At 70.4% G+C, this 21,965-nt stretch carries 18 protein-coding genes; 11 read left to right on the top strand and 7 right to left on the bottom strand.

The genetic code is table 11. The features are described 5' to 3' along the window. The gene (locus Adu01nite_RS43800) at positions 1-1,197 is read right to left on the bottom strand and encodes an LOG family protein (protein ID WP_203735304.1); all 1,197 of its coding nucleotides are present in this window, start codon (positions 1,195-1,197) and stop codon (positions 1-3) included. Positions 1,198-1,215: 18 nt separating this feature from the next. Here Adu01nite_RS43800 and Adu01nite_RS43795 point away from each other — a divergent pair, with 18 nt between their 5' ends. Next, positions 1,216-2,193 carry an ADP-ribosylglycohydrolase family protein gene (locus Adu01nite_RS43795; RefSeq protein WP_203735303.1) on the top strand — a complete coding sequence of 326 codons (978 nt, stop codon included), beginning with the start codon at positions 1,216-1,218 and terminating at the stop codon, positions 2,191-2,193. 42 nt (positions 2,194-2,235) lie between these two features. Then, a complete protein-coding gene (locus Adu01nite_RS43790; RefSeq protein ID WP_203735302.1) occupies positions 2,236-2,658 on the top strand; it encodes a DUF3151 domain-containing protein in 423 nt (140 codons plus the stop codon). 6 nt (positions 2,659-2,664) lie between these two features. Here Adu01nite_RS43790 and Adu01nite_RS43785 read toward each other — a convergent pair whose 3' ends face one another. The 3 genes from Adu01nite_RS43785 to Adu01nite_RS43775 are packed head-to-tail and all read right to left on the bottom strand — an operon-like array spanning position 2,665 to position 6,655. Continuing rightward, entirely contained in the window at positions 2,665-4,311 is a 1,647-nt protein-coding gene (locus Adu01nite_RS43785; RefSeq protein WP_203735301.1) for a MinD/ParA family ATP-binding protein, read from the bottom strand. A 45-nt stretch (positions 4,312-4,356) separates the two neighbouring features. After that, the gene (locus tag Adu01nite_RS43780) at positions 4,357-5,361 is read right to left on the bottom strand and encodes a diacylglycerol kinase family protein (RefSeq protein WP_203735300.1); all 1,005 of its coding nucleotides are present in this window, start codon (positions 5,359-5,361) and stop codon (positions 4,357-4,359) included. A 4-nt stretch (positions 5,362-5,365) separates the two neighbouring features. Next, positions 5,366-6,655, bottom strand: coding sequence for an adenylosuccinate synthase (locus Adu01nite_RS43775; RefSeq protein WP_203735299.1), 1,290 nt, complete (start codon positions 6,653-6,655; stop codon positions 5,366-5,368). Between the two features lie 117 nt (positions 6,656-6,772). Here Adu01nite_RS43775 and purD point away from each other — a divergent pair, with 117 nt between their 5' ends. Next, complete coding sequence (gene purD, locus Adu01nite_RS43770) at positions 6,773-8,014, top strand: phosphoribosylamine--glycine ligase (RefSeq protein ID WP_203735298.1); 1,242 nt, start codon at positions 6,773-6,775, stop codon at positions 8,012-8,014. A 5-nt stretch (positions 8,015-8,019) separates the two neighbouring features. On the opposite strand, the gene Adu01nite_RS43765 is transcribed toward purD, so the two are convergent. Together Adu01nite_RS43765 and Adu01nite_RS43760 are read right to left on the bottom strand one after the other, a co-directional pair. Beyond that, positions 8,020-9,819 (bottom strand): RNA/DNA-binding domain-containing protein, encoded by a 1,800-nt coding sequence (locus Adu01nite_RS43765; protein WP_203735297.1) that lies wholly within the window; start codon positions 9,817-9,819, stop codon positions 8,020-8,022. A 142-nt stretch (positions 9,820-9,961) separates the two neighbouring features. Next, positions 9,962-10,414 (bottom strand): SCP2 sterol-binding domain-containing protein, encoded by a 453-nt coding sequence (locus tag Adu01nite_RS43760; RefSeq protein WP_203735296.1) that lies wholly within the window; start codon positions 10,412-10,414, stop codon positions 9,962-9,964. A 132-nt stretch (positions 10,415-10,546) separates the two neighbouring features. Between Adu01nite_RS43760 and Adu01nite_RS43755 the strand changes: the two genes are divergently transcribed. From Adu01nite_RS43755 to purL, 6 genes are all read left to right on the top strand, one after another. Beyond that, positions 10,547-11,083, top strand: a complete 537-nt coding sequence (locus Adu01nite_RS43755) for an ArsR/SmtB family transcription factor (RefSeq protein ID WP_239133173.1) — start codon at positions 10,547-10,549, stop codon at positions 11,081-11,083. Then, positions 11,080-12,468, top strand: a complete 1,389-nt coding sequence (locus Adu01nite_RS43750) for an MFS transporter (RefSeq protein WP_203735295.1) — start codon at positions 11,080-11,082, stop codon at positions 12,466-12,468. The genes Adu01nite_RS43755 and Adu01nite_RS43750 overlap by 4 nt, the downstream gene beginning before the upstream one ends. Next, on the top strand, positions 12,465-13,886 hold the full coding sequence (gene purB / locus Adu01nite_RS43745; protein WP_203735294.1) for an adenylosuccinate lyase: 1,422 nt from the start codon (positions 12,465-12,467) through the stop codon (positions 13,884-13,886). The genes Adu01nite_RS43750 and purB overlap by 4 nt, the downstream gene beginning before the upstream one ends. A gap of 333 nt (positions 13,887-14,219) precedes the next feature. Continuing rightward, entirely contained in the window at positions 14,220-14,462 is a 243-nt protein-coding gene (gene purS / locus Adu01nite_RS43740) for a phosphoribosylformylglycinamidine synthase subunit PurS (RefSeq protein ID WP_203735293.1), read from the top strand. Beyond that, positions 14,459-15,169: a phosphoribosylformylglycinamidine synthase subunit PurQ gene (purQ, locus tag Adu01nite_RS43735; protein WP_203735316.1), complete on the top strand. Its 711-nt coding sequence runs from the start codon at positions 14,459-14,461 to the stop codon at positions 15,167-15,169. Before purS ends, purQ begins: the two co-directional genes overlap by 4 nt. Beyond that, positions 15,169-17,730 carry a phosphoribosylformylglycinamidine synthase subunit PurL gene (gene purL / locus Adu01nite_RS43730; RefSeq protein WP_203735292.1) on the top strand — a complete coding sequence of 854 codons (2,562 nt, stop codon included), beginning with the start codon at positions 15,169-15,171 and terminating at the stop codon, positions 17,728-17,730. Before purQ ends, purL begins: the two co-directional genes overlap by 1 nt. A 112-nt stretch (positions 17,731-17,842) precedes the next feature. On the opposite strand, the gene Adu01nite_RS48690 is transcribed toward purL, so the two are convergent. Beyond that, positions 17,843-19,759 carry a carboxypeptidase-like regulatory domain-containing protein gene (locus Adu01nite_RS48690; RefSeq protein WP_203735291.1) on the bottom strand — a complete coding sequence of 639 codons (1,917 nt, stop codon included), beginning with the start codon at positions 19,757-19,759 and terminating at the stop codon, positions 17,843-17,845. Positions 19,760-19,917: 158 nt separating this feature from the next. Between Adu01nite_RS48690 and Adu01nite_RS43720 the strand changes: the two genes are divergently transcribed. Next, positions 19,918-20,292, top strand: a complete 375-nt coding sequence (locus Adu01nite_RS43720; protein WP_239133172.1) for a sterol carrier family protein — start codon at positions 19,918-19,920, stop codon at positions 20,290-20,292. 93 nt (positions 20,293-20,385) lie between these two features. Next, positions 20,386-21,948 carry an amidophosphoribosyltransferase gene (gene purF / locus Adu01nite_RS43715; protein ID WP_203735289.1) on the top strand — a complete coding sequence of 521 codons (1,563 nt, stop codon included), beginning with the start codon at positions 20,386-20,388 and terminating at the stop codon, positions 21,946-21,948. The last annotated feature ends 17 nt before the right edge of the window (positions 21,949-21,965 follow it).

Raw genomic sequence — 21,965 nt, 5'->3', positions numbered from 1 at the left:
TCACCGCGATAGCGCCGCCATCGCCACGTCGAGCGAATCGGTCACCACGATCAGGTTCGACTGGTCGCCGTGCGGTGACTTGGCCAGCAGCGGGCGCAGCAGGGCCTCGACCGGGAGCTCGCGCCAATGGTCGACGCCCAGGAAGACGAACGCGCCCGAGGGCCCGTCGGTCTGGTAGAAGGTCTTCGTCGCGGCCTGGAAGATCTCCTGGACGGTGCCGGCCCAGCCGGGCGCGAAGACGATGCCGCCCCGGGACAGGCGCAGGATCGAGTCCTCGCGGACGGCGTTCGAGAAGTACTTGCCGATCTGGCCCGCGAACAGGTTGGCCGGCTCGTGCCCGTACAGCCAGGTGGGCAGGGCCAGACCGCCGTGCCGCAGCTTGCCCACCACGTCGGTGGCCGCCGTCGCCGGCGCCGGGAACGCCGTGCGCACCCGGAGCGCCGCCGCCGTGTACGGATCGTGGTCGGCGAAGTGCGGAGCCGCCGCGAGCATCTCGATCGCGGACTTCAGCTGGGTGGCCGGGCGGTTCGCGAAGTAGGCACCCAGGTTCGCCGCCTCCATCACCCCCGGACCGCCGCCGGTCACCACGAGCCGGCCCACCGAGGCCAGCCGCCAGGCCAGCGTGGCCGCCATCGAATAGGGCGCCGAACCGCGGGCCGCCGCGTGCCCGCCCATGATCCCGACCGCGGCCTTCACGTCGTGGTTGGCCACCCAGGCGGCCAGGGCCTTACCGAGCGCGTTGTCGATGCCGGCGTCGTGCAGCCGCTGGCTGATCGCCTCCCGGATGTCCGGGGCGGACCCGCCGTGCTCGATGAAGTGCTGGTAGACGATCGAGTCGTACATCCCGGCGAAGCCGTCCGAGCCGAATCCGAAGGACAGGTCCTCCGGGGTGTAGAGGGTGGCCGGATGGGTCGGGTAGGGCCGGGCGTCGAACGGCGGCACCAGGTGGGCGCCGCGCCGGATCAGGTCGATCTCCACCTCGTCGGGCAGCCGGCAGCCGACGAAGAGCGTTCCGGTCACGTCGACGCCGGTGAAGTCGGGCGGGTCGACCTCCAGCCGTAGGCCGAGAATGATCAGGCCGGCCAGCGAGCGGCGGGCCAGGTGGGAGTCGAACTCCGCGCGGGACTCCACCTCGTGCGCCGTGCTGTCGAACGGAATGTCCCCACCCAGAACGGGCTGTAACGGATCGCCTGGCATGAACGTAGGGTAGTCAGCGTGCGAAATGCGGCGGGATCGCTCTATGGGCTGGCCTACGGGGATGCGTTCGGCAAGCCGACCGAGTTCATGCGGTACGAGGAGATCGTGGCCGCCTACGGCCCGGCCGGCCCGGTCGAGTTGACCGGCACGCCCGCCCTGGTCACCGACGACACTCAGATGGCGCTCGCGGTCGGGGAGTCCCTGCTGGCCGCGCCGGAGATCACGCCGGCCGCGCTGGAGCCGCTGCTGCGGCAGGCGTTCCTCGACTGGGCGATCAGCCCGGACAACAACCGGGCGCCCGGCATGACCTGCCTGCGGGCCTGCGCGGCGCTGTCCGACGGGCGGCCGTGGCAGCAGGCGACCCAGACCGGGTCGAAGGGGTGCGGCGCCAACATGCGGGTCACGCCGGTCGGGCTGATGCCGGGGCTGAGCGACGACCAACGGGCCGGGGCGGCCCAGTTGCAGGCGGCCCTCACCCACGGTCACCCGACCGGGCTGGCGGCGAGCGAGCTCACCGCGTACACCTGCAATTGGCTCTTGGCGGGTCTCCCGCCGCAGGAATTGCTCGAGGCCCTGCGTGATCGCTGCCGTTCGCAGCGCGGCGTCTACCGGGGTGACTGGCTCGGTGAGCTGTGGCAGCAGCCGGGGGTCTCGTCGCCGGCGGAGTTCATCGCGCGCGGCTGGGACGAGTGCCTGGCGGCGCTGGCCAAGGTCGGCACCGGGCCGCGCACCGGCGATCCGTGCCTGACCACCGGCGAAGGATGGATCGCCGAGGAGGCGCTCGCCACCGCGCTGCACTGTTATCTGATCTCGCCGGACGAGCCGGTCGCGGTGCTCGGGCGCGGCGCGGCGTCCTCGGGCGACTCCGACTCGATCGCCTGCCTGGCCGGCGCGTTCGCCGGTGCCTCGCTCGGGCTCGATGCCTGGCCGGCGCCGTGGCAGCGGCAGATCGAATACACCGATCGGCTGGCCACGCTCGGCGACGCCTGGGACTGACCCGCTGGGAATTCATCCTGGTGCGGCCGGTTGAATGGGGTTATGCAGAATCTGCTTCCCGAGCCGCCGGCCACGCGCCTGCCCGCCGACATCGAAGCCGAAAAGGCCCTCGCTGCCGCGATCGAGGCCGGCACCACCGACGCCTACAAGACGGTTGCCGCCGATCACCCGGCGTTCAGCGGGGGCTGGGCCGCGCTGGCGGCCGAGGCCCTGGAGGCCGGCGAGCCGGTCACCGCGTACGCCTACGCCCGCACCGGCTACCACCGTGGCCTCGACTCGCTGCGCCGTAACGGCTGGAAGGGGCACGGGCCGGTGCCTTGGGCGCACGGGCCCAACCAGGGTTTCCTGCGCTGCCTGCACAGCCTGTCGAAGGCCGCCGCCGAAATCGGTGAGGCGGACGAGGCGGCCCGCTGCGCTCAATTCCTGCGCGACAGTGACCCGGCCGCGGCCGACGCCCTTTCCTGATCTTTCCTAGAGGCCTTCGGCGACCGCCGCTGCGATCTTCAGCCAGGCGTCCTTGGTGTTGTTGGACAACTGGCCGTAGCGCAGCGGCTCGCCGGAGTCGATCAGCTTCTCGTACGGCGCCATCAGCACCGCCCGGGTGCGGGCCGCGAAGTGGTTCCGGATCGCCGGCAGGTCGATGTCCTTGCGGGTCGGCGGCATCGACACCACGCTGACCGCCTGCCGGACCAGCCGCTGCCGGCCGCTCTGCTCCAGGTGGTCGAGCATCCGGGCGGCGGTCTCGGCCGAGTCGTTCCGGGCCGACATGGTGATCACCAGCTGGTCGGTGGCGTCGATCGCCGCCTGCCAGTTCTGGGCGCGCACGTTGTTGCCGGTGTCCACGAAGATCAGCTTGTAGAAGCGGCTGACGATCTCGCGGATCTCGGCGAACGCGCCCGCCGTCAGCATCTCGCCGGCCGTCGCCGACTCGTCCGAGGCCAGCACGTCGAACATGCCCTCGCCCTGGGCCCGGACATATTGCGAAAGGTCGCCGACCCGGCCGTGCGCGCCGCGGAACAGGTGCAGGTCGCGCATCATGTCGCGGACCGTACGGGCGTGGAAGTCCTGCTGGGCGCGCATGCCGAGGGTGCCCTGGGTCTCGTTGTTGTCCCAGGCCAGAACGTACCCGCCGCGCTTCTGGCCGAACGTCATGGCGAGCAGCAGCACGGCGACGGTCTTGCCGGCACCGCCCTTCGGGTTGACCACGGTGACCTGGCGCAGGCCGCCGAAGTTGCGGCGGACCTTCTCGACGTCCTGTTTGAAGTCCAGCTCGCGCTTGCTCGGGGCCATCTTGACCAGGCCCATCGTGGTCTTCTTCAGCACCGCTCGCGGGCCCATGGTGGCGACCGGCTCGGCCGGCTTGGCCAGGCGGCGGCGGGCGAACTCCTCGGCCGTCGGGGTGCCGTCGGACACCCACGGCAGATCCTGGAAGGGGTCGATCGGCGCGGGAGCCGGCGGCTGCGGCTGGACGTTTCGCGGGTCCATCGCCGGCGGGTAAGGGCCGGGTGGCGGCCCGTATTGCTGCTGCGGCGGCGCTGGCGGGGCCGGGGGCTGCTGCGGCCGGTAGATCTGGCCGTTCGCCTGCTCCGGGGGCCTCTCCGGACGCACCGGCGGCGGGATCGGGACGGACGCGCTGGCCCGCATCGTCGGCGGCGGGGCCGGAGCTGGGGTAGGGGTTGGCTGCTCCGGCGCGACGGGCCGCTGCTGCGGGGGCTGTGACCAGGGCGAATCCGGGCTGGTGTGCACCCCGGAGCCGGAGGTCGGCTCGGGCGGAGTGATCTCGACCGGGCCGGCCGAGGGCTCGGCCGGACGCTCCAGGTTGGGCCAGGCCTGCGTCGGCGTCCGCTGCTGCGGAACCGGCGGCGGCGTGGTGGGTGGTGCGGCGGGCGGCGGCACCGGGACGGGAATCCCGGGCACCGGCACCGGGCGGTCCGACCGGTAGACACTCGTGGGCGCACCGTGGATCGGCATCGGTGGCGGCGTCTCGTGCGGAACGGGCCGGCCGCCGTGCACGGGAGCCGGTGGCTCCTCATCCGCCCAGAACGGCTCCACGTCCCGGTCGGGGGGCGTGGGGTTCGTCCCCGGGACGTAGACGCGGTCGGCGTGCTCGTCCGTCACGGAAGCGTCCTCCCCTTCACTACGGCCTCAGACTTTCACAGTAGGTCAGGTCGCGTACACCGCCCACGCGCCGGCCTCCGTCCACCACGAACGCTTACGGGTCATCGAGCCGCCGACGCCGTCGTCGAGGAACTGCAGCTCACCGTCGCGCGGCAGCACCGACACCGCGCGCCCGCGGGCCCGCCGCACCTCGATCTGCACCTTCGTGCCGCGCCGGAAGCCCTGCTTGACGATCCTGGGAACCGCGACGGCCACCTCGACCCGGCCGTCGGTCGGGTCCCCATCGGTGAGCAGCCGCAGGCCGTCGAACTCGGCGTAGCCGCCGCCGTTGCCGATCGCGCAGGCCAGGATCGGGTCGCTGCCGTCGGAGAGGACCTTGTCGTCCACCTCGATCCGGCCGCGCCAGGCCACCGCCCGGCCGTCGTCGTCCGCGCCGCCGACCAGCGCACCGTCCACCGTGACCGAACCACCGTCGTTGCGCAGCAGGTCGAGGCGGCGGACCGGGCCGTTCAGCACCGCCGCGGCCACCCCGGCCGGGGTGCGGGGCAGGCCCAGCTGGGCGGCCAGGTCGGTGGTGCCGGCCGCGTCGAGCGGGAGCAGCGCCACCGGGGGAAGATCCGGAACCGTGCGGCCGGTGGCCAGGTCGCCGGGGCGTTTGCTGGGTGGCGGAGCGTACCGCCGGACGAGCCGTCGCAGGACGGCCCGCAACTGGCCGTCGACCGCGCTCGCCACCACCAGCCGGGTCTTGTTCTCGACGTCGGGCCAGGTCAAGCCGTCCGCGCGGGGCGGCCCGTCGAAGCGGGCCAGGACCGCGTCGATCTCCGCATCGGACCCGGCCGTGATCGTCTCGACGCGCGCACCGGCCTTGGTCAGCGCGTCCGCGCACTCCAGCACCGGCACGCGCGGGGCGGCGCACGACTCCTTCTCCGCGGAGTCGGAACCGGAGTCGGAACCGGAGTCGGAACCGCAACCGCCGCAGCCGGCCGGGCCGCAGGCGTCCACCGACGGACCCGCGCCCTCGGCCAGGCTCAGGATGACGACGTCGAACACCTGATCAGCCGCCCAGCACCGAGTGCCGCTCGATGACCGCCTCGCGGCCCGGGCCGACGCCGACGATCGAGATGCGGGCGCCGAGGCGCTGCTCGACGAACTCGACGAACCGCTGCGCGTCCTTCGGCAGGTCGTCGAAGCTGCGGCAACCGGAGATGTCCTGCTTCCAGCCGGGCAGCGTCTCGAAGATCGGGATCGCGTGGTGGAAGTCGGTCTGGTTGACCGGCATCTCGTCGTGCCGCACCCCGTTGACCTCGTAGGCCACGCAGACCGGGATCTCGTCGAGGCCGTCGTAGTTGTCCAGCTTGGTCAGTGCGAAGTCGGTGACCCCGTTGATCCGCTGCGCGTAGCGGCCGATCACCAGGTCGAGCCAGCCGATCCGGCGCGGGCGGCCGGTGGTCGTGCCGTACTCGTGGCCGACCTCACGCAGGTAGTCGCCGAACTTGTCGTGCAGCTCGGTCGGGAACGGGCCCTCACCCACCCGGCTGGTGAACGCCTTCAGCACCGCGACCACCCGGTCGATCCGGGTCGGCGGGATGCCGGCCCCGGTGCAGGCGCCGCCGGCCGTCGCGTTCGAGCTGGTCACGAACGGGTAGGTGCCGTGGTCCACATCGAGCAGGGTGGCCTGGCCGGCCTCGCAGAGCACGACCTTGCCCTCGTCGAGCGCCTGGGAGAGCTCCAGCGCGGTGTCCCCGACGTAGGGGCGAAGACGATCGACGTACGACAAGAGCTCCGCCACGACCTCGTCGACCTTGACCGCCTGGCGGTTGTAGATCTTCGACAGCACCTGGTTTTTGAAGGAGAGCGCCGCCTCGACCTTCTGCCGCAGGATCGACTCGTCGAAGAGGTCCTGGATGCGGACGCCCAGCCGGTTCATCTTGTCGGCGTAGGTGGGGCCGATGCCCCGGCCCGTGGTGCCGATCCGCCGGGCGCCCAGGTAACGCTCGCTGACCTTGTCGAGCGTGCGGTTGTAGGACGCGATGACGTGCGCGTTCGCACTGATCCGCAGGCGGGACGTGTCGATGCCGCGTGCCTCGAGACCGTCGATCTCCTGGAACAGCACCGCCAGGTCGACCACCACACCGTTGCCGATCACCGGGGTCACACCCGGTGTCAGGATGCCGCTGGGCAGCAGGTGAAGCGCGTATTTCTCGCCCTTGATCACCACGGTGTGACCGGCGTTGTTGCCACCGTTGAACTTGACGACATAGTCGAGACGGTCGCCCAGCAGGTCAGTGGCCTTGCCCTTGCCCTCGTCGCCCCATTGGGCGCCGATCAACACGATCACCGGCACTTCCGTGACGCCTTCCGTAGAACAGTCGTACTCGGGAAAGTCCGGGTACTGCCGAAGTTTACGCGACCGACGTGCGGTGCGACGTGCGGAAGGAGCCCGCCGGTAGGATCGGCGGTCGTGCGCGTACTTCTGATCGGTTCCGGCGGGCGCGAACACGCCCTCGCCCTCGAACTCGCTGCCGACCCCGCCGTCGACTTCCTGGCCGCCGCCCCCGGCAATCCCGGCATCGCGCAGGTCGCGCGGCTGTACGAGGTGGTGGCGACCGATCCCGCCGCGGTGGCGGCGCTGGCCGTCGAGGTGGCCGCCGACCTGGTGGTGATCGGGCCGGAGGCGCCGCTGGTGGCCGGGGTGGCCGACGCGGTGCGGGCCAAGGGCATCGCCTGCTTCGGGCCGAGCGCGGCCGCCGCCCAGTTGGAGGGGTCGAAGGCGTTCGCGAAGGACGTCATGGTCGCGGCCGGCGTGCCGACCGGGCTGTCCTACGCGTGCACCTCGCCCGAGGAGGTCGACCGGGCCCTCGCCGACCTGGGTGCGCCCTACGTCGTCAAGAACGACGGGCTGGCCGCGGGCAAGGGCGTGGTGGTCACCGACTCGATCGAGGACGCCCGCCGGCACGCCGCCGAGTGCGGCAAGGTCGTCATCGAGCAGTACCTGTCCGGCCCCGAGGTGTCTCTGTTCGTGGTCACCGACGGCACCGCGTCGGTGCCGCTGATGCCGGCCCAGGACTTCAAGCGGCTGGCCGACGGCGACGCCGGGCCGAACACCGGCGGCATGGGGGCGTACGTTCCGCTGGACTGGGCGCCGGACGATCTCGTGCCGCAGGTGATGCGGGAGGTCGTCGAGCCGACCCTGGCCGAGATGCGCAAGCGCGGCACCCCGTTTGCCGGGCTGCTCTATGTCGGACTCGCGCTCACCCCCGACGGTCCCAAGGTCATCGAGTTCAACGCCCGCTTCGGCGACCCGGAGACCCAGGTGGTGCTCGCCCTGCTGGACACGCCGTTGTCCGGCCTGCTGCTCGCGGCCGCGACCGGCCGGCTGGCCGAGCACCCACCGCTGGTCTGGCACGACGGCGCGGCCGTCACGGTGGTGGTGGCCAGCGCGAACTACCCCGGCACCCCGCGGATCGGCGACGTGATCGAGGGCGCGGAGGCGGCCGGCGTGATCCACGCCGGCACCGCCCGGCGCGACGACGGCGCCCTGATCTCAGCGGGCGGCCGAGTGCTGAGCGTGACGACCGTCGGCACCGACCTGGCCGCGGCCCGCGCGGCCGCCTACGCCTTGATCGACAACATCCACCTGGACGGCGCCCAGTACCGCACCGACATCGCCCTGACCGCCCTGGAGGGGCGCATCAGTCGGTAGCGCTCTCAGACATCGTCCGTGAACAGTTCTTGCTGTTCCGGCTGGTCCTCGACCGGGACGCGGTCCGCTCCCGGCTTGGATGACACTGATCTACGCCTGCCTTTCCGCAGGGGAAAGCGTGGGCCGGGCCCGTACGTGACGCCCGGTCCGCGCTGCTGGTGCGATGTCTTGATCAGGAGTTGCCGGTCGACCAGATCTGCCAGAATCCGGGATGCTCGGCTGCCGTCGACGTCAAGCAGCAGTTGGACCATCTTGCCGGTGATCTGGCCGATCTCCTGGACGGCCTCGATGACCTTCCGATCGATGTCGTCCTGCGTTCGCCGTCGATAGCCGACCGCTGCGCCGAGTTCCCGGATCACTTGTTCCCGCAACCGGTATGTCGGATAGCGTCGACGGATCGTTTCGCGTGTGGGTTCCACCATCGCGACGTCGTCACCGTCGAGCTTGCGCAGGACCCCGGCGACCTCGTCGATCGGTTTCTGCAGGACCGGCGTCAGCTGTTCCGCGGTCACCGTTCTCTTGGACAGCAGTGCGAAGAGAACGAGCATGGCATCGGCATCGTCGGCATACTCCTCGGGCAGCGAGGCGACGTACCGGGCGATCGCCTTGTTCGGCGCGCCGCCGAGAAGGGACACGCGTACCGAGCCCCAGTCCTCGCGAATCTGCGGCGGCTGGTGGCCGAGCCGGATCATCTCGCGATACATCCGTTCCACTCCGACCCCGGCCTGCTCCGCGAGCCCGAGGACGCGCACCGCTGCGGTAAGCCGGAAATTCCGGGGTCGGGACGGCGTACTGAGGATGTTGTCGACGGTCACGCCCTGTACGAGAGGTCCGGGAGAGGTGACAACCAGCTGCGTGGGGGCATGTTCCACGTGCACCGGGCCCGGCGACCGGTAGTCCCGGTGAATGACGGCGTTGGCGACCGCTTCCCGAACGGCGGCTTCCGGAAGGTCGGCCAGATATACCTGCTGCCCGTCGGGAAGGAGCAACGGCGTCTTGTCCACGCGGGCCTCGACGTGCTCCTGAATCCGGAGGTATGCGCTGATCAGCGGCTGGCTGAGGCGAGCTATCTCGGCCGGTTCCCCACCGGGCGACCGCCGGTACTGATACACGAGTAGCTCCTCGGCCGGAAATGCCGGATCCGGATCACAGAAGAGCACCCTGCCGGCATTCAGCAGCCGGCCGTCCGCGGTTGCCACACCGAGTGCCCGGAGAAGGTCCGCGTCGTCGTACGTCGCGTAGGAGCGACGCTGAGGGTCCTGATGTTGCCGGAGCAGTGCTCGGGCCTGCGCCATCGCAACCGGTGATGCCGTGGACACGGGCGAATCGGTTTCGGCCGCGGACCAGTCCACGCCCCGGCGTTCGTCGGCGAGCCGCGCGATGTCGGCGGAGGTCATCTGGAGGCAGCCGTCGTCTCGCCGCGCGGTCGCGCGACCCCCGACCAGGTGCACGTCGACACCCACGGGTACGCGTATCTCGACCAACGTCCGGTCGGCATACCGGAAGTCCGAGACCTCCACGGTCAAGCCCGGTGCCGTCAATTCATAGATTCGCCGGGCCAGCCAGTGAGGCTGAATGTCGGTGCCGACGAACGCATCCGGCCCCGCCGTACGGTCTGCGACACCGAGTACGACTGAGCCGCCGACGGCATTGGCGAAACAGGCGGCGGCCTCAGCCATGTCCTTGGCGGTGTCGTCGCGGGAGCGCATCGGCCGCTTGAAGTCCAACGTCCGGCCTTCGAGATCGCAGGCTCTCGCACCACCGGCGATATGCCGCAAAGCCTCTTCGACAGGCGGAGTGGGCATCGCCGGAGTTCCTTCCGAGTTTGTACAAATCCTTCACTGTGAAGGGTAGAGCAAAACTCGCACGAAACTCGGACGCCGCCAAGCGGCTTACCACGCTTGGGTGACGTGGCATGCCGGCCGGGCATGCCACGCCTCGCAAGCGTCAGGCCTTGGGGATGTCGAAGAGCTTGGCCACGTTGGCGGCCAGGGCCAGGTCGCCCTTTGCCTTGATCTTGCCGGTCATGAACATCATCATCGGGTTGCCGTCACCGGAGACGACCTTCAGGAAGGTGAGCGGGTCCATGGTCATGGCGAGCTTCGGGTCGCGCTCCGGCTTGTTGGTCACCGTGCAGGCGCCGTTCTCGATCACCGTCTCGTAGGTGTCGCTCGCGCCGTCGGCGCCGCCCGTGATGATCCAGTGGATGACGGCCGAGGTGCTGCCGGCCTTCTCGGCGCGGAACAGCTGGGGCATCCGGTTGAAGACCTCGTCGAGGATCTTGGTGCGCGCGTCGCCGGCCATGACCTCGGCGATCTGCGAGTCCGGTGTCGACTTGACGAGCTGCGCGAACTCCTTCGGGCCGATCGAGGCGAGCGACTCGGGGTTGAATTCAGTCATCGGTGGACCTTTCGGTATCTGCGCTGTACCTACTCGCGAGTAACCCTAGCGAGAATGCCTTTTCTTCGTGCAGTGTGCCACTCCCAAATAAGTGTTGGACAGTCGGCACGCGGGTTGCCTAGACTCCCCAACATGTCTTTGGGAGAGCAGAACAAGGCGGCACTGCGGGCGATGGCCCATCCGGTCCGGCTGCGCATCATGTCGCTGCTCACCGCGGCGCCGATGACCGCCGCCGAGGTGGCCCGCGAGCTTGGTCTCACCCACGCCAACGCCAGCTATCACCTCCGCAACCTGCTCTCCGGCGGGCTGATCTTCGTGGAGGGCGAGGAGAAGATCCGCGGTGGCATCGCCAAGCGCTACCGCTACGACGTGGCCCGCGACCGCGAGCACCGGCTCAGCAGCGGGCCGCTCAGTGACGAGCAGCTCCGGGCCGAGTTCGCCGCCTTCGCCCACGAATTGATCCGCCGAACGAGGGACGCCAACTTCCCGCCCAGCAGCAAGGTCCTCGCCGACGCCGAGCTCTGGGTCGACCCGGAGAAGTGGGCCGAGCTCCGCAACCGGATCTCCGAGGCGCTCGTCGAGCTGCACAACGTGGCCCAGCCACCCCGCACCCCCGGCACCATCCGCACCAGCACCACCGCCGCGATGTTCGAGATGGAGTCCGAATGAGCGCCCCGACCCTCGCCCCCCTCAAACACCGTCCCTTCCGGTTCCTGCTCGCCGGCCGCACGATCAACGCGCTCGGCAACGCGTTCGCGCCGATCGCGCTCGCCTTCGCGGTTCTCGACCTCACCGGCTCGGCCACCGACCTGGGCCTGGTGGTCGGCGCCCGTACGGTGGTCAACGTCGCGTTCCTGCTCTTCGGCGGGGTGCTCGCCGACCGGTTGCCGAAGACCGCGCTGATGGTCGGGTCGAGCCTGGCCGCGGCCCTCACCCAGGGGCTGGTGGCGGCCCTGGTGCTCAGCCACAACGCCACGATTCCGCTGCTCATCGGGCTGGCGGCGGTCAACGGCATGGTGGCGGCGCTGGCGTTGCCGGCCAGCGCGTCGCTGCTGCCGCTGACCGTGCCGGCCGACATCCGCCAGCAGGCCAACGCGATCGGGCGGCTCGCCCTCAACAGTGCAGCCATCCTGGGCGCGCCGGCGGCCGGCATCGTGGTCGCGGCGGTCGGGCCGGGCTGGGGCATCGCGGTCGACGCGGCCACGTTCGTGCTCTCGGCGGTCTTCTTCGGCGGTCTCGGCCTGGTGTTCAAGGCGGCCGCGCCCGGCCCGGGCCGGGCGGAACCGGCGGCCATCAGCGGGGAGGCGGTCGTCGAGGAGGCGGTCTCCGGGCTGCCCAGCGAGGATTTCGGCCTTTCGGCCGCGGCCACGTCCGTACCGGAAAAAGCCGCGGGACCACCGCAGAAGCGTCCCAATATTTTCGTAGATCTCCGGACCGGATGGTCCGAATTTCGTTCGCGGACCTGGCTCTGGGCGGTCGTCGCCGGGTTCGGCGTGCTCAACATGGCCTGGGCCGGCGGGCTCTTCGTGCTCGGGCCGGTCATCGCGGACGAGAGCATCGGCCGCCGGGCCTGGGGTTTCGTGCTCGCCGCGCAGACCGCCGGCATGATCCTCGGCGGGTTGCTCGCGATCCGGTTGCGGCTGACGCGACTGCTCTACTTCGGGGTCGCCTCCTGCGGGCTGCTGGCCCTCCCGGTGTTCGTGCTCGGCATCCACCCGAGTTTCTGGCTGCTGGTGATCACCGCGGTGGTGGCCGGGGCCGGGGTCGAGCAGTTCGGCGTGGCCTGGGAAACCACGATGCAGGAGCATGTCCCGGCGGACAAACTCGCCCGCGTCTACTCGTACGACATGGTCGGCTCGTTCGTGGCGATGCCGATCGGCGAGATGGCGATCGGGCCGATCTCGCACGTGATCGGCGCCGAGGCGACCCTGATCGGGGCCGGCTCGCTCATGGTGATCGCCATCCTCGCCCAGCTCAGCAGCCGGGACATCCGCACGCTGCGGCACAAGCTGCCGGAGCCGGAAAACGAGTCCGTGAAAGAATCGGTCGCGTGACTATCCCGAACGTGCTGGCCGCCCGCTATGCCTCCGCCGACCTGACCGACCTGTGGTCCCCGGAGGAGAAGATCCGGATGGAGCGCCGGCTCTGGCTCGCCGTGCTGCGCGCCCAGCGTGATCTCGGCGTCGGGGTGCCCGAGGGGGCCGTCGAGGCGTACGAATCGGTGCTCGACCAGGTCGACCTGCCGTCGATCGCGGCCCGCGAGCGGGTCACCCGGCACGACGTGAAGGCGCGCATCGAGGAGTTCAGCGCGCTGGCCGGTTTCGAGCAGATCCACAAGGGGATGACCTCCCGCGACCTGACCGAAAATGTCGAGCAGCTGCAGATCCGGGCGTCGCTCGAGCTGATCCGCGAGCGGGTGGTCACCACCCTGGCCCGGCTCACCGAGCGCGCGGTGGAGTATTCGGATCTCGTCATGACCGGCCGCTCGCACAACGTGGCGGCGCAGGCCACCACGCTCGGCAAGCGGTTCGCCTCGGCGGCACAAGAGCTCCTTATCGCGTACGAACGTCTGGACGACCTGATCGGGCGCTATCCGCTGCGCGGCATCAAAGGCCCGGTCGGCACCTCGGCCGACCAGCTCGACCTTCTCGACGGGGACTTCGACGCCCTCGCCCAGCTGGAGCAGCGGGTGGCCGGCCACCTCGGCTTCAACCGGGTGCTCAGCAGCGTCGGCCAGGTCTACCCGCGGTCGCTCGACTTCGACGTGGTGTCGTCGCTCGTCCAGGTGACCGCCGGCCCGTCGTCGCTGGCCACCACGATCCGGCTGATGGTCGGCCAGGAGCTGGTCACCGAGGGCTTCAAGCCCGGCCAGGTCGGCTCGTCGGCGATGCCGCACAAGATGAACACGCGCTCGTCGGAGCGGGTCAACGGCCTCGCGGTGATCGTCCGGGGCTACCTCTCGATGGTCGGCGAGCTGGCCGGCGACCAGTGGAACGAGGGCGACGTGTCCTGTTCGGTGGTCCGCCGGGTGGCGCTGCCGGACGCGTTCTTCGCCACCGACGGCCTGTTCCAGACGTTCCTGACCGTGCTCGACGAGTTCGGCGCCTACCCGGCGGTGATCGCCCGCGAACTCGACCGCTTCCTGCCGTTCCTGACCACCACCAAGATCCTGGTGGCGGCGGTGCGCAAGGGGGTCGGCCGGGAGGTCGCGCACGAGGTGATCAAGGAGCACGCGATCGCGGTGGCGCTGGCCATGCGGGAGAAGGGTGCCGCGGTCAACGATCTCTTCGACCGGCTGGCCGGCGACGATCGGATGCGGCTGTCCCGCGCCGAGATCGACACACTGGTGGCGGACCGGGCGGCGTTCGTGGGCGCGGCGTCCTCGCAGGTCGCCCGGGTGGCTGACCGGGTGGCCTCGATCGTGGCGGCGCACCCGGCCGCGGCGCATTACGCGCCCGCGCCGATTCTCTAGAGGTTTGGTGCCGCCGAGGCGCAACGGAGCTCGACCCTCACGTCGCACCTCGGCGGAAACTGCTCGAGAGCTCCTGCCGGACGACAGCGGGGGCGCCGCCGTCCGGCCCTACGGAGATCGATGTACTGAACGGTAGGGGCAATGCGCCTGTTCGCCTACCACTCAGATCGCACATATCACCGTGTGATGGCCCTCGCCGGTGTTGATCTAGATCACTGCCGATGTGCCCTGGTCAGAAGGGCAAGGGTCGCTCTGCCGACACCGGCCAGTGGGTCGGTGCCGTGCTTCACAAGGTAGGCTGCCGATGCTTACACCTATCAGTCAGGAGTGCCCGTGGCTCGCGTCGTGGTCGACGTCATGCTCAAGCCGGAGATCCTCGATCCGCAGGGCCAGGCAGTCGCGAACGCGCTGCCCAGGCTCGGGGTAACCGACGTCTCCTCCGTCCGCATCGGTCGGCGGATCGAGATCGAGTTCGCCGGAGAGGCCGACCTGGATCGCGCCCGTGAGATCGCCGACAAGTTGTTGGCCAACCCGGTGATCGAGGACTTTGACATTCGTGTGACGGAGGACGCCTGACCATGCGTATCGGTGTGGTCACCTTCCCCGGTTCACTCGACGACGGGGACGCGGCCCGCGCCGCGCGCATCGCCGGCGCCGAGGCCGTCCGCCTCTGGCACGGCGACCCCGATCTGCACGGCGTCGACGCCGTGGTCCTGCCCGGCGGCTTCTCCTACGGCGACTACCTGCGCTGCGGCGCGATCGCCCGGTTCGCCCCGGTCATGGAGTCGATCATCAAGGCGGCCAACGGTGGCCTGCCGGTGCTCGGCATCTGCAACGGCTTCCAGGTTCTCTGCGAGGCGCACCTGCTTCCCGGCGCGCTCACCCGCAACCAGCACCTGCACTTCCGTAACCGCGACCAGTGGCTGCGCGTGCAGTCCGTGGACACCGCGTGGACCAACGGCTACACCGAGGGCCAGGAGATCCTGATCCCGGTGAAGAACGGCGAGGGTTGCTACGTCGCCGACGAGCGCACGCTCGACGCGCTCGAGGCGGAGGGCCGGATCGTCGCCCGCTACATCAAGGGCAACCCGAACGGTTCGCAGCGCGACATCGCCGCGATCACCAACGAGGCCGGCAACGTCGTCGGCATCATGCCGCACCCGGAACACGCGGTGGAGGCGCTGACCGGCCCGTCGCTGGACGGCCTCGGCTTCTTCACCTCCGTCCTGCGTGCCCTGGCCGGGGCGACCGCGGGCGGACAGCAATCAGGGGGACACCAGTAATGACCTCGCAGCCGGACACGGCCACCAGCGGCGCGGCGGCGTCGCCGAGTGCGAAGAAGCCGACCGGCTTCGCCGCGACCGACGTTCTGATCAATGAGTTCGCCGGCGCACCGGACACGGTGGAGCGTGCCTTCAGCACGCCCGAGGAGCTTCAGCCGCACACCGATCTCGGTCTCAAGGACGACGAGTACGAACGGATCCGGCAGATCCTCGGTCGCCGGCCCACCGCCTCCGAGCTCGCCATGTATTCGATCATGTGGAGCGAGCACTGCTCCTACAAGTCGAGCAAGGTGCACCTGCGTCAGTTCGGCGAGAAGACCCCGCCGAACACCCGGATGCTGGCCGGCATCGGCGAGAACGCCGGCGTCGTGCAGATCTCCGACGAGCTCGCGGTCACCTTCAAGGTCGAGTCGCACAACCACCCGAGCTTCGTCGAGCCCTACCAGGGCGCGGCCACCGGCGTCGGCGGCATCGTCCGGGACATCCTCGCGATGGGGGCCCGGCCGATCGCGGTGATGGACCCGCTGCGCTTCGGCGCGGCCGACCACCCCGACACCGCCCGGGTGCTGCCCGGCGTGGTGGCCGGCATCGGCGGCTACGGCAACTGCCTGGGCCTGCCCAACATCGGCGGCGAGATCGTCTTCGACCCGACCTACCAGGGCAACCCGCTGGTCAACGCGCTGAGCATCGGCGTGCTGCCGGTCGAGCGGCTGCAGCACAAGGAAGCGGCCGGCGTCGGCAACATCGTCGTGCTGCTCGGTGCGCGCACCGGCCGCGACGGCATCGGCGGCGTCTCCGTGCTCGCGTCGGCCACCTTCGACGAGGGGGCCGAGCAGCGCCGCCCGTCGGTGCAGGTCGGCGACCCGTTCATGGAGAAGCTGCTCATCGAGAGCTGCCTCGAGCTCTACGACGCCGGCCTCGTGGCCGGCATCCAGGACCTCGGCGGCGCCGGCCTGACCTGCGCGCTCACCGAGACCGCGGCCGCGGCCGGCACCGGCATGCGGGTGTGGCTGGAGCGGGTGCCGCTGCGCGAGGCGTCGATGTCGCCCACCGAGATCCTGGCCAGCGAGTCGCAGGAGCGGATGCTTCTGATCGTCACGCCGGAAAACCTCGCCCCCGTGCTGGCCGTCGCCGAGAAGTGGGGCGTGTGGGCCACCGCGATCGGCGAGGTCACCCCGGCCGAGGCGGAGGGCACCCCGGGCCGGCTGGTGATCACGTGGAACGACCACATCGTGGTCGACGTGCCGCCCGGCTCGCTCGCCGACGACGGCCCGGTCTACGCCCGGCCGATCCGCGAGCCCGGCGACTTGATACTGCTTCAGGCCGATCGGGCCGAGACGCTGCCGCGGCCGAACACCGGCGACGAGCTCCGCGAGACCGTGCTGCGGATGGCCGCGTCGCCGAACCTGTGCGACAAGACCTGGGTCACCGAGCAGTACGACCGGTATGTGCTGGGCAACACCGTCCTCGCTCAGCCGGAGGACTCGGGTGTGCTCCGCATCGACGAGCGCACCGGCCTCGGCGTGGCGCTGTCGGTCGACGGCAACGGCCGGTTCGCCCGCCTCGATCCCTACGAGGGCGCCAAGCTCGCGCTGGCCGAGGCGTTCCGGAACGTCGCGGTCACCGGGGCCGAGCCGGTCGCGGTCACCGACTGCCTCAACTTCGGCTCCCCGGAGGACCCGGCCGTGATGTGGCAGTTCGCCGAGGCCGTCCGCGGTCTCGCCGACGGCTGCCAGCAGCTGGGCACCCCGGTCACCGGCGGAAACGTCAGCTTCTACAACCAGACCGGCGCGGCCGCGATCCACCCGACCCCGGTGGTCGGTGTGCTCGGCGTCTTCGACGACGTGGCCCGCCGCGTCCCGATGGGCTTCGTGCCGCCGACCGGCGACGGTGACCTGATCTACCTGCTCGGCGAGACCACCTGCGAGCTGTCCGGCTCGGAGTGGGCGTGGGTCACCCACGCGCACCTCGGCGGTCGCCCGCCGAAGATCGACCTGGTGAACGAGCAGCGGCTCGGCGCGCTGATGCAGCGGGCCTCGCAGGCCGGGCACGTCGCCGCCGCGCACGATCTCTCCGACGGCGGTCTCGCCCAGGCGCTGGTGGAAAGCTGCCTGCGTCGCGAGGTCGGCGCGCAGATCGTGCTGCCGGAGGACGACAACACCGCGTTCGTCCAGCTCTTCAGCGAGTCGGCGAGCCGGGCCGTGGTGGCGGTGCCGCGCGGGCACGACAAGGCGTTCGTGGCGCTCGCTTCCGACTACGGCGTGCCGTGCGTGCAGATCGGCGTGACGTCGCGCGAGGCGGTGCTCGACGTGCGGGATCAGTTCACGATCCCGCTGGCCGAGCTGCGCGAGGCCTGGTCGTCGACGCTGCCGAAGCTGTTCGGCGGGGTGGCCGAGCTGGCCGGCCGGCACGGTGACCCGGAAGCGGCCGCGAAACCGGCCGGGGATTCGCCCGCGGGCGAGGATTCGGTGCGGTCGGTGACGCTGGAGATCTCCGAGTCGACGCCGAGCGAGGACGACGTGCCGGGCGGTCCGATCGAGCCGGCCAAGTCCACCGACTGATCTACAACCGACGATAAAGCCGGTCAGCGTCCACGCTGACCGGCTTTCGTCGTCCGGACATAAAAAGATCCGGCCCGCATACGCGAGCCGGATCTTGTCGTTCTCAGGGCCGTCAGTTGTCCCAGTCCGCCGAGCGGCGCTGGCCGGGTTGCGAGGGCTCCTGCGGCCGGGGTGGCTGTCCGCCGTGCCGGTTCGGCTCGTTGTAGCCGCCGGGCTGCTCGTAACCACCCTGGTCGTAACCGCCGCCGCCGTACTGGCCGCCCTGGTCGTAACCGCCGCCGTACTGCTGCTGCGGCTGGCCGCCGTATTGCGGTTGGCCGCCGTACTGCTGGGCGCCGCCGTACTGCTGACCGCCCTGCTCGTTGCCGTAGCCGGCCTGGTCGTCGTAGCCGCCGGCGCCGTACTGGCCGCCGCCGCCCGCCGGGGCCGCGGGGGCCGCACCGTAACCGCCGGGCTGCTCGTAACCGCCCTGGTCGTAACCGCCGCCGCCGTACTGCTGGCCGGCGCCGGCACCGTATTGCGGCTGCTGGCCGCCGTACTGCTGGGCGCCGCCGTACTGCTGGCCGCCCCGCTCGTCGTACTCGTCGTAGCCGTCAGCCGGGGGCTGGTACATGCCGGTCGGCTCGTCGTAGCGCTGCTGGGCACCGGCCGGAGCCGCCGCCGCACCGTAGGTGCCGGTGCTCTGCGGAGCGCCGTACTGGCCGCCGGCCGCGGGGGCCGCGCCGTAGCCGGCCGTGCCGTAACCGCCGGGCTGCTCGTAACCGCCCGGCTGCTCGTACCCACCCTGGTCGTAGCCGCCGTACTGCTGCCCGCCGCCGACGTAGCCGCCCTGCTGCGGAACAGGCACGCCGTAGGGGTCGGGGAACTCGTCCTCGACCACCGGGCGCTGGAGCATCGTGGGTGCGTCCGCCATCGGCGAGGACGCCCGCGGCGCCATCATCGTGGCGTCCCGGCCGGCCCCCATCGGAGCGGAGACCCGGGTCGCGTCGTTGAACCGGCCCTGGCTGGCCGGCACCACGCCGCCGCCACCGCCGGGCATCGAGGTCGGGTCGTCGTCGACACCGCCGCCGTCCTCGCCGTTGTTCTTCCGGCGCATCAGGACCAGCACGATCGCGCCGACACCGGCCGCGACGAGCAGGCCGCCGACGATGATGAACAGCATCGAGCCGGAGCCGCCCGAGTCGGACGCGGTCTTCTTGGTGTCCGCGTCGGCCGCCGTCGTGTCCTCGGCGGTCGGCTCGGTGGTCGCGTCGTCGAGCACCTCGGAGCTGGCCGCGACGGACGCGGATGCGGACGGGGTGGCTGACGCCGAGGCCTCGACGATCTTCAGGGTCAGCGGCACGTTGACGCTTTTGCCGACCGCGGCCTGGATCTGCACGGTGGCCGAGGTGAACCCGGTCTTCGCGGCACCGACCGAGATCGTGCCGGGGGTGATCGGCTGCGAGTCGGAGGAGTTGAACGCGTAGCCGCCGTTACCGTTCGTGGTCGCCTGGTAGACGTTCCCGGCACTGTCCTTCATGGCGACCGAGGCACCGGAGACGGCCTTGCCGTCGCTGTCCTTCACCTTGCCGGAGATGGACGTGACGTTCTGCGGCTTGTCCGGGCCCTTGACGTTCACCGGCTGGCTGGTGCTGTTGGTCTCGCCGTTGATGGTGGCGCTGACCGTGATGTTGACGACCTTGGTCGCGCCCGCGTCCGCGGTCGGCGCGGTCAACTTCACGGTGAAATCCGTGCCGCCGTTGCCGCTGCTGACCTGGGCGATCTGGTTGCACACGCCGTCGCAGGTCATCCCGGAGACCTTGATGGTGGCCGTCGTCTGACCGCCACCGCCGCCACCGTTGTCGTTGGTGTCGCGGATCTTGAAGCCCATCTGCAGGCTGTTACCCGAGATCACGTCGGTGGGCAGGCTCGTGATCTGCACATCGGGTGCGTCGGCCAGCGCCACCGCGGGTGCGACGACGATTACGCCGAGGACCACCGCCAGTAACGCACCGGCCTGGGCCACTCGGGCTCGTAGGTGCGTTGTCACGTCCACCGCCCTTCCGGTCGCACGGTTTTCCCGGCTGTCTAGAGTGCCGGTTACTTCCCGCGACTAAAACACCGTCGGCCACTATGCCTTGTCACACGTCCATTGCGCGACCCAGGGGCGAGGAGCAATCTCGGCGGACCGGGTCGTATTGTCCGGACGTGTCCCCTGCGCACATTAGATCCGAGTCCGTTCAACAAGCGTTGGACGCGCTGGACCGGGGTGTCGAACCCGACCGTCCGGTGCTGCGTGACGCTGTGCGAGCACTGCTGACCGAGTTGTCCCGCCGAGCGCCTGGCCGTTCGGTGGAGGTGCGGGTTCCGCCTTTCGGTGCGATTCAGTGTGTCGCTGGTCCCACTCACACACGCGGGACACCGGCCAATGTGGTCGAAACGGATCCGGTCACCTGGGTCCTCGTCGCCACGGAGCGTGTGACCTGGGCGGATGCGCTGAGTGACGGGCGTCTCCGGGCGAGCGGCATCCGCACCGACCTGAGCGAGTACATGCCGCTGTATCCGGTGGAAAGCGCTGAGTAAGCACGCCGCGAGCCCGAGCCGTGCCCCGTCGGCTCGCGTACACTGGGCGGTCGGAGCGACGACCAAGTTCGAGCAGATCACAGGGAGCGACAGGTGCCCCGAGGCGACGGCCGGTTGACCGACGATCTCGACCCCCAGGAGCGCGGCCCCCAGGATGCCTGCGGCGTCTTCGGTGTCTGGGCTCCGGAGGAAGAGGTTGCGAAACTCACATACTTCGGACTCTTCGCACTCCAGCACCGTGGCCAGGAAGCCGCCGGCATAGCAGTCAGTGACGGCTCCGGCGTGGTGGTCTACAAGGACCTCGGCCTGGTGTCCCAGGTCTTCGACGAGCCGACCCTGGCGAGCCTGCGCGGCCACCTCGCGATCGGCCACACGCGTTACTCCACCACCGGCGGCGCCACCTGGGAGAACGCCCAGCCCACGATCCGCGCCACCACGGCCGGCACGACCATCGCGCTCGGCCACAACGGCAACTTGGTCAACACCGCCGAGCTGGCCCGCGAGGTCGCCGAGCGCGGCCTCGAGATGGACAAGAACGTCACCAGTGACACCGCCCTGGTGACCACGCTGCTCGCCAGCCGGCCCGACCTGTCGGTCGAGGCGGCGGCGCTCGAGGTCCTGCCGCGCCTGCGGGGCGCGTTCAGCTTCGTCTTCATGGACGAGAACACGCTGTACGCGGCGCGCGACGCGCAGGGCGTCCGCCCGCTGGTGCTCGGCCGGATGGAACGCGGCTGGGTGATCGCCAGCGAGACCGCCGCCCTCGACATCGTCGGCGCCAGCTTCGTCCGCGAGGTCGAGCCGGGCGAGATGATCGCGGTCGACGAACACGGCCTGCGGTCCACCCGGTTCGCCGCGCCGGAGCCGAAGGGCTGCCTCTTCGAGTACGTCTACCTGGCCCGCCCGGACACCACGATCGCCGGCCGGAACGTGTATTCGGCCCGCGTCGAGATCGGCCGCCGGCTCGCCAAGGAGCATCCGGTCGAGGCCGACCTGGTCATCCCGGTGCCGGAGTCGGGCACCCCGGCCGCGATCGGTTACGCCGAGGCGTCCGGCATTCAGTACAGCGCGGGCCTGACCAAGAACGCCTACGTCGGCCGCACCTTCATCCAGCCCTCGCAGACGATCCGGCAGTTGGGCATCCGGCTCAAGCTCAACCCGCTGCGCGAGGTGGTCCGCGGCAAGCGGCTGGTGGTGGTGGACGACTCGATCGTCCGCGGCAACACTCAGCGGGCCCTGGTGCGCATGCTGCGCGAGGCCGGTGCGCTCGAGGTGCACGTCCGCATCTCGTCGCCGCCGGTGAAATGGCCGTGTTTCTACGGCATCGACTTCGCCACCCGGGCCGAGCTGGTCGCGAACGGTCTGGAGATCGACGGCATCCGCCGCTCGATCGGCGCCGACTCCCTGGGTTATGTTTCCCTGGACGGCCTGGTGCAGGCGACCGAGCAACCGAAGACCCGGCTCTGCATGGCCTGCTTCGACGGGCAGTACCCGATCGAGCTGCCGGCCGGCAACCTGATCGGTAAGCACCTCCTCGAGGGGGTCGGGAAGCGGGCATCGATGCCCGAGGCCTCCGACGCCGACGCGACCGCGGCGGTCGCCGAGCTCGAGACCCTGGTCGGCAGCCCGGGCGGTGGCAACGCCCTGAAGCACCCGTGATCGTCGTTAACACTGCA

The sequence above is a fragment of the Paractinoplanes durhamensis genome (assembly GCF_016862175.1).
Classification (GTDB): Bacteria; Actinomycetota; Actinomycetes; order Mycobacteriales; family Micromonosporaceae; genus Actinoplanes; species Actinoplanes durhamensis.
The sequence above is the reverse complement of the archived record's forward strand: the minus strand, read 5'-3'. Positions and strand labels throughout refer to the sequence as shown.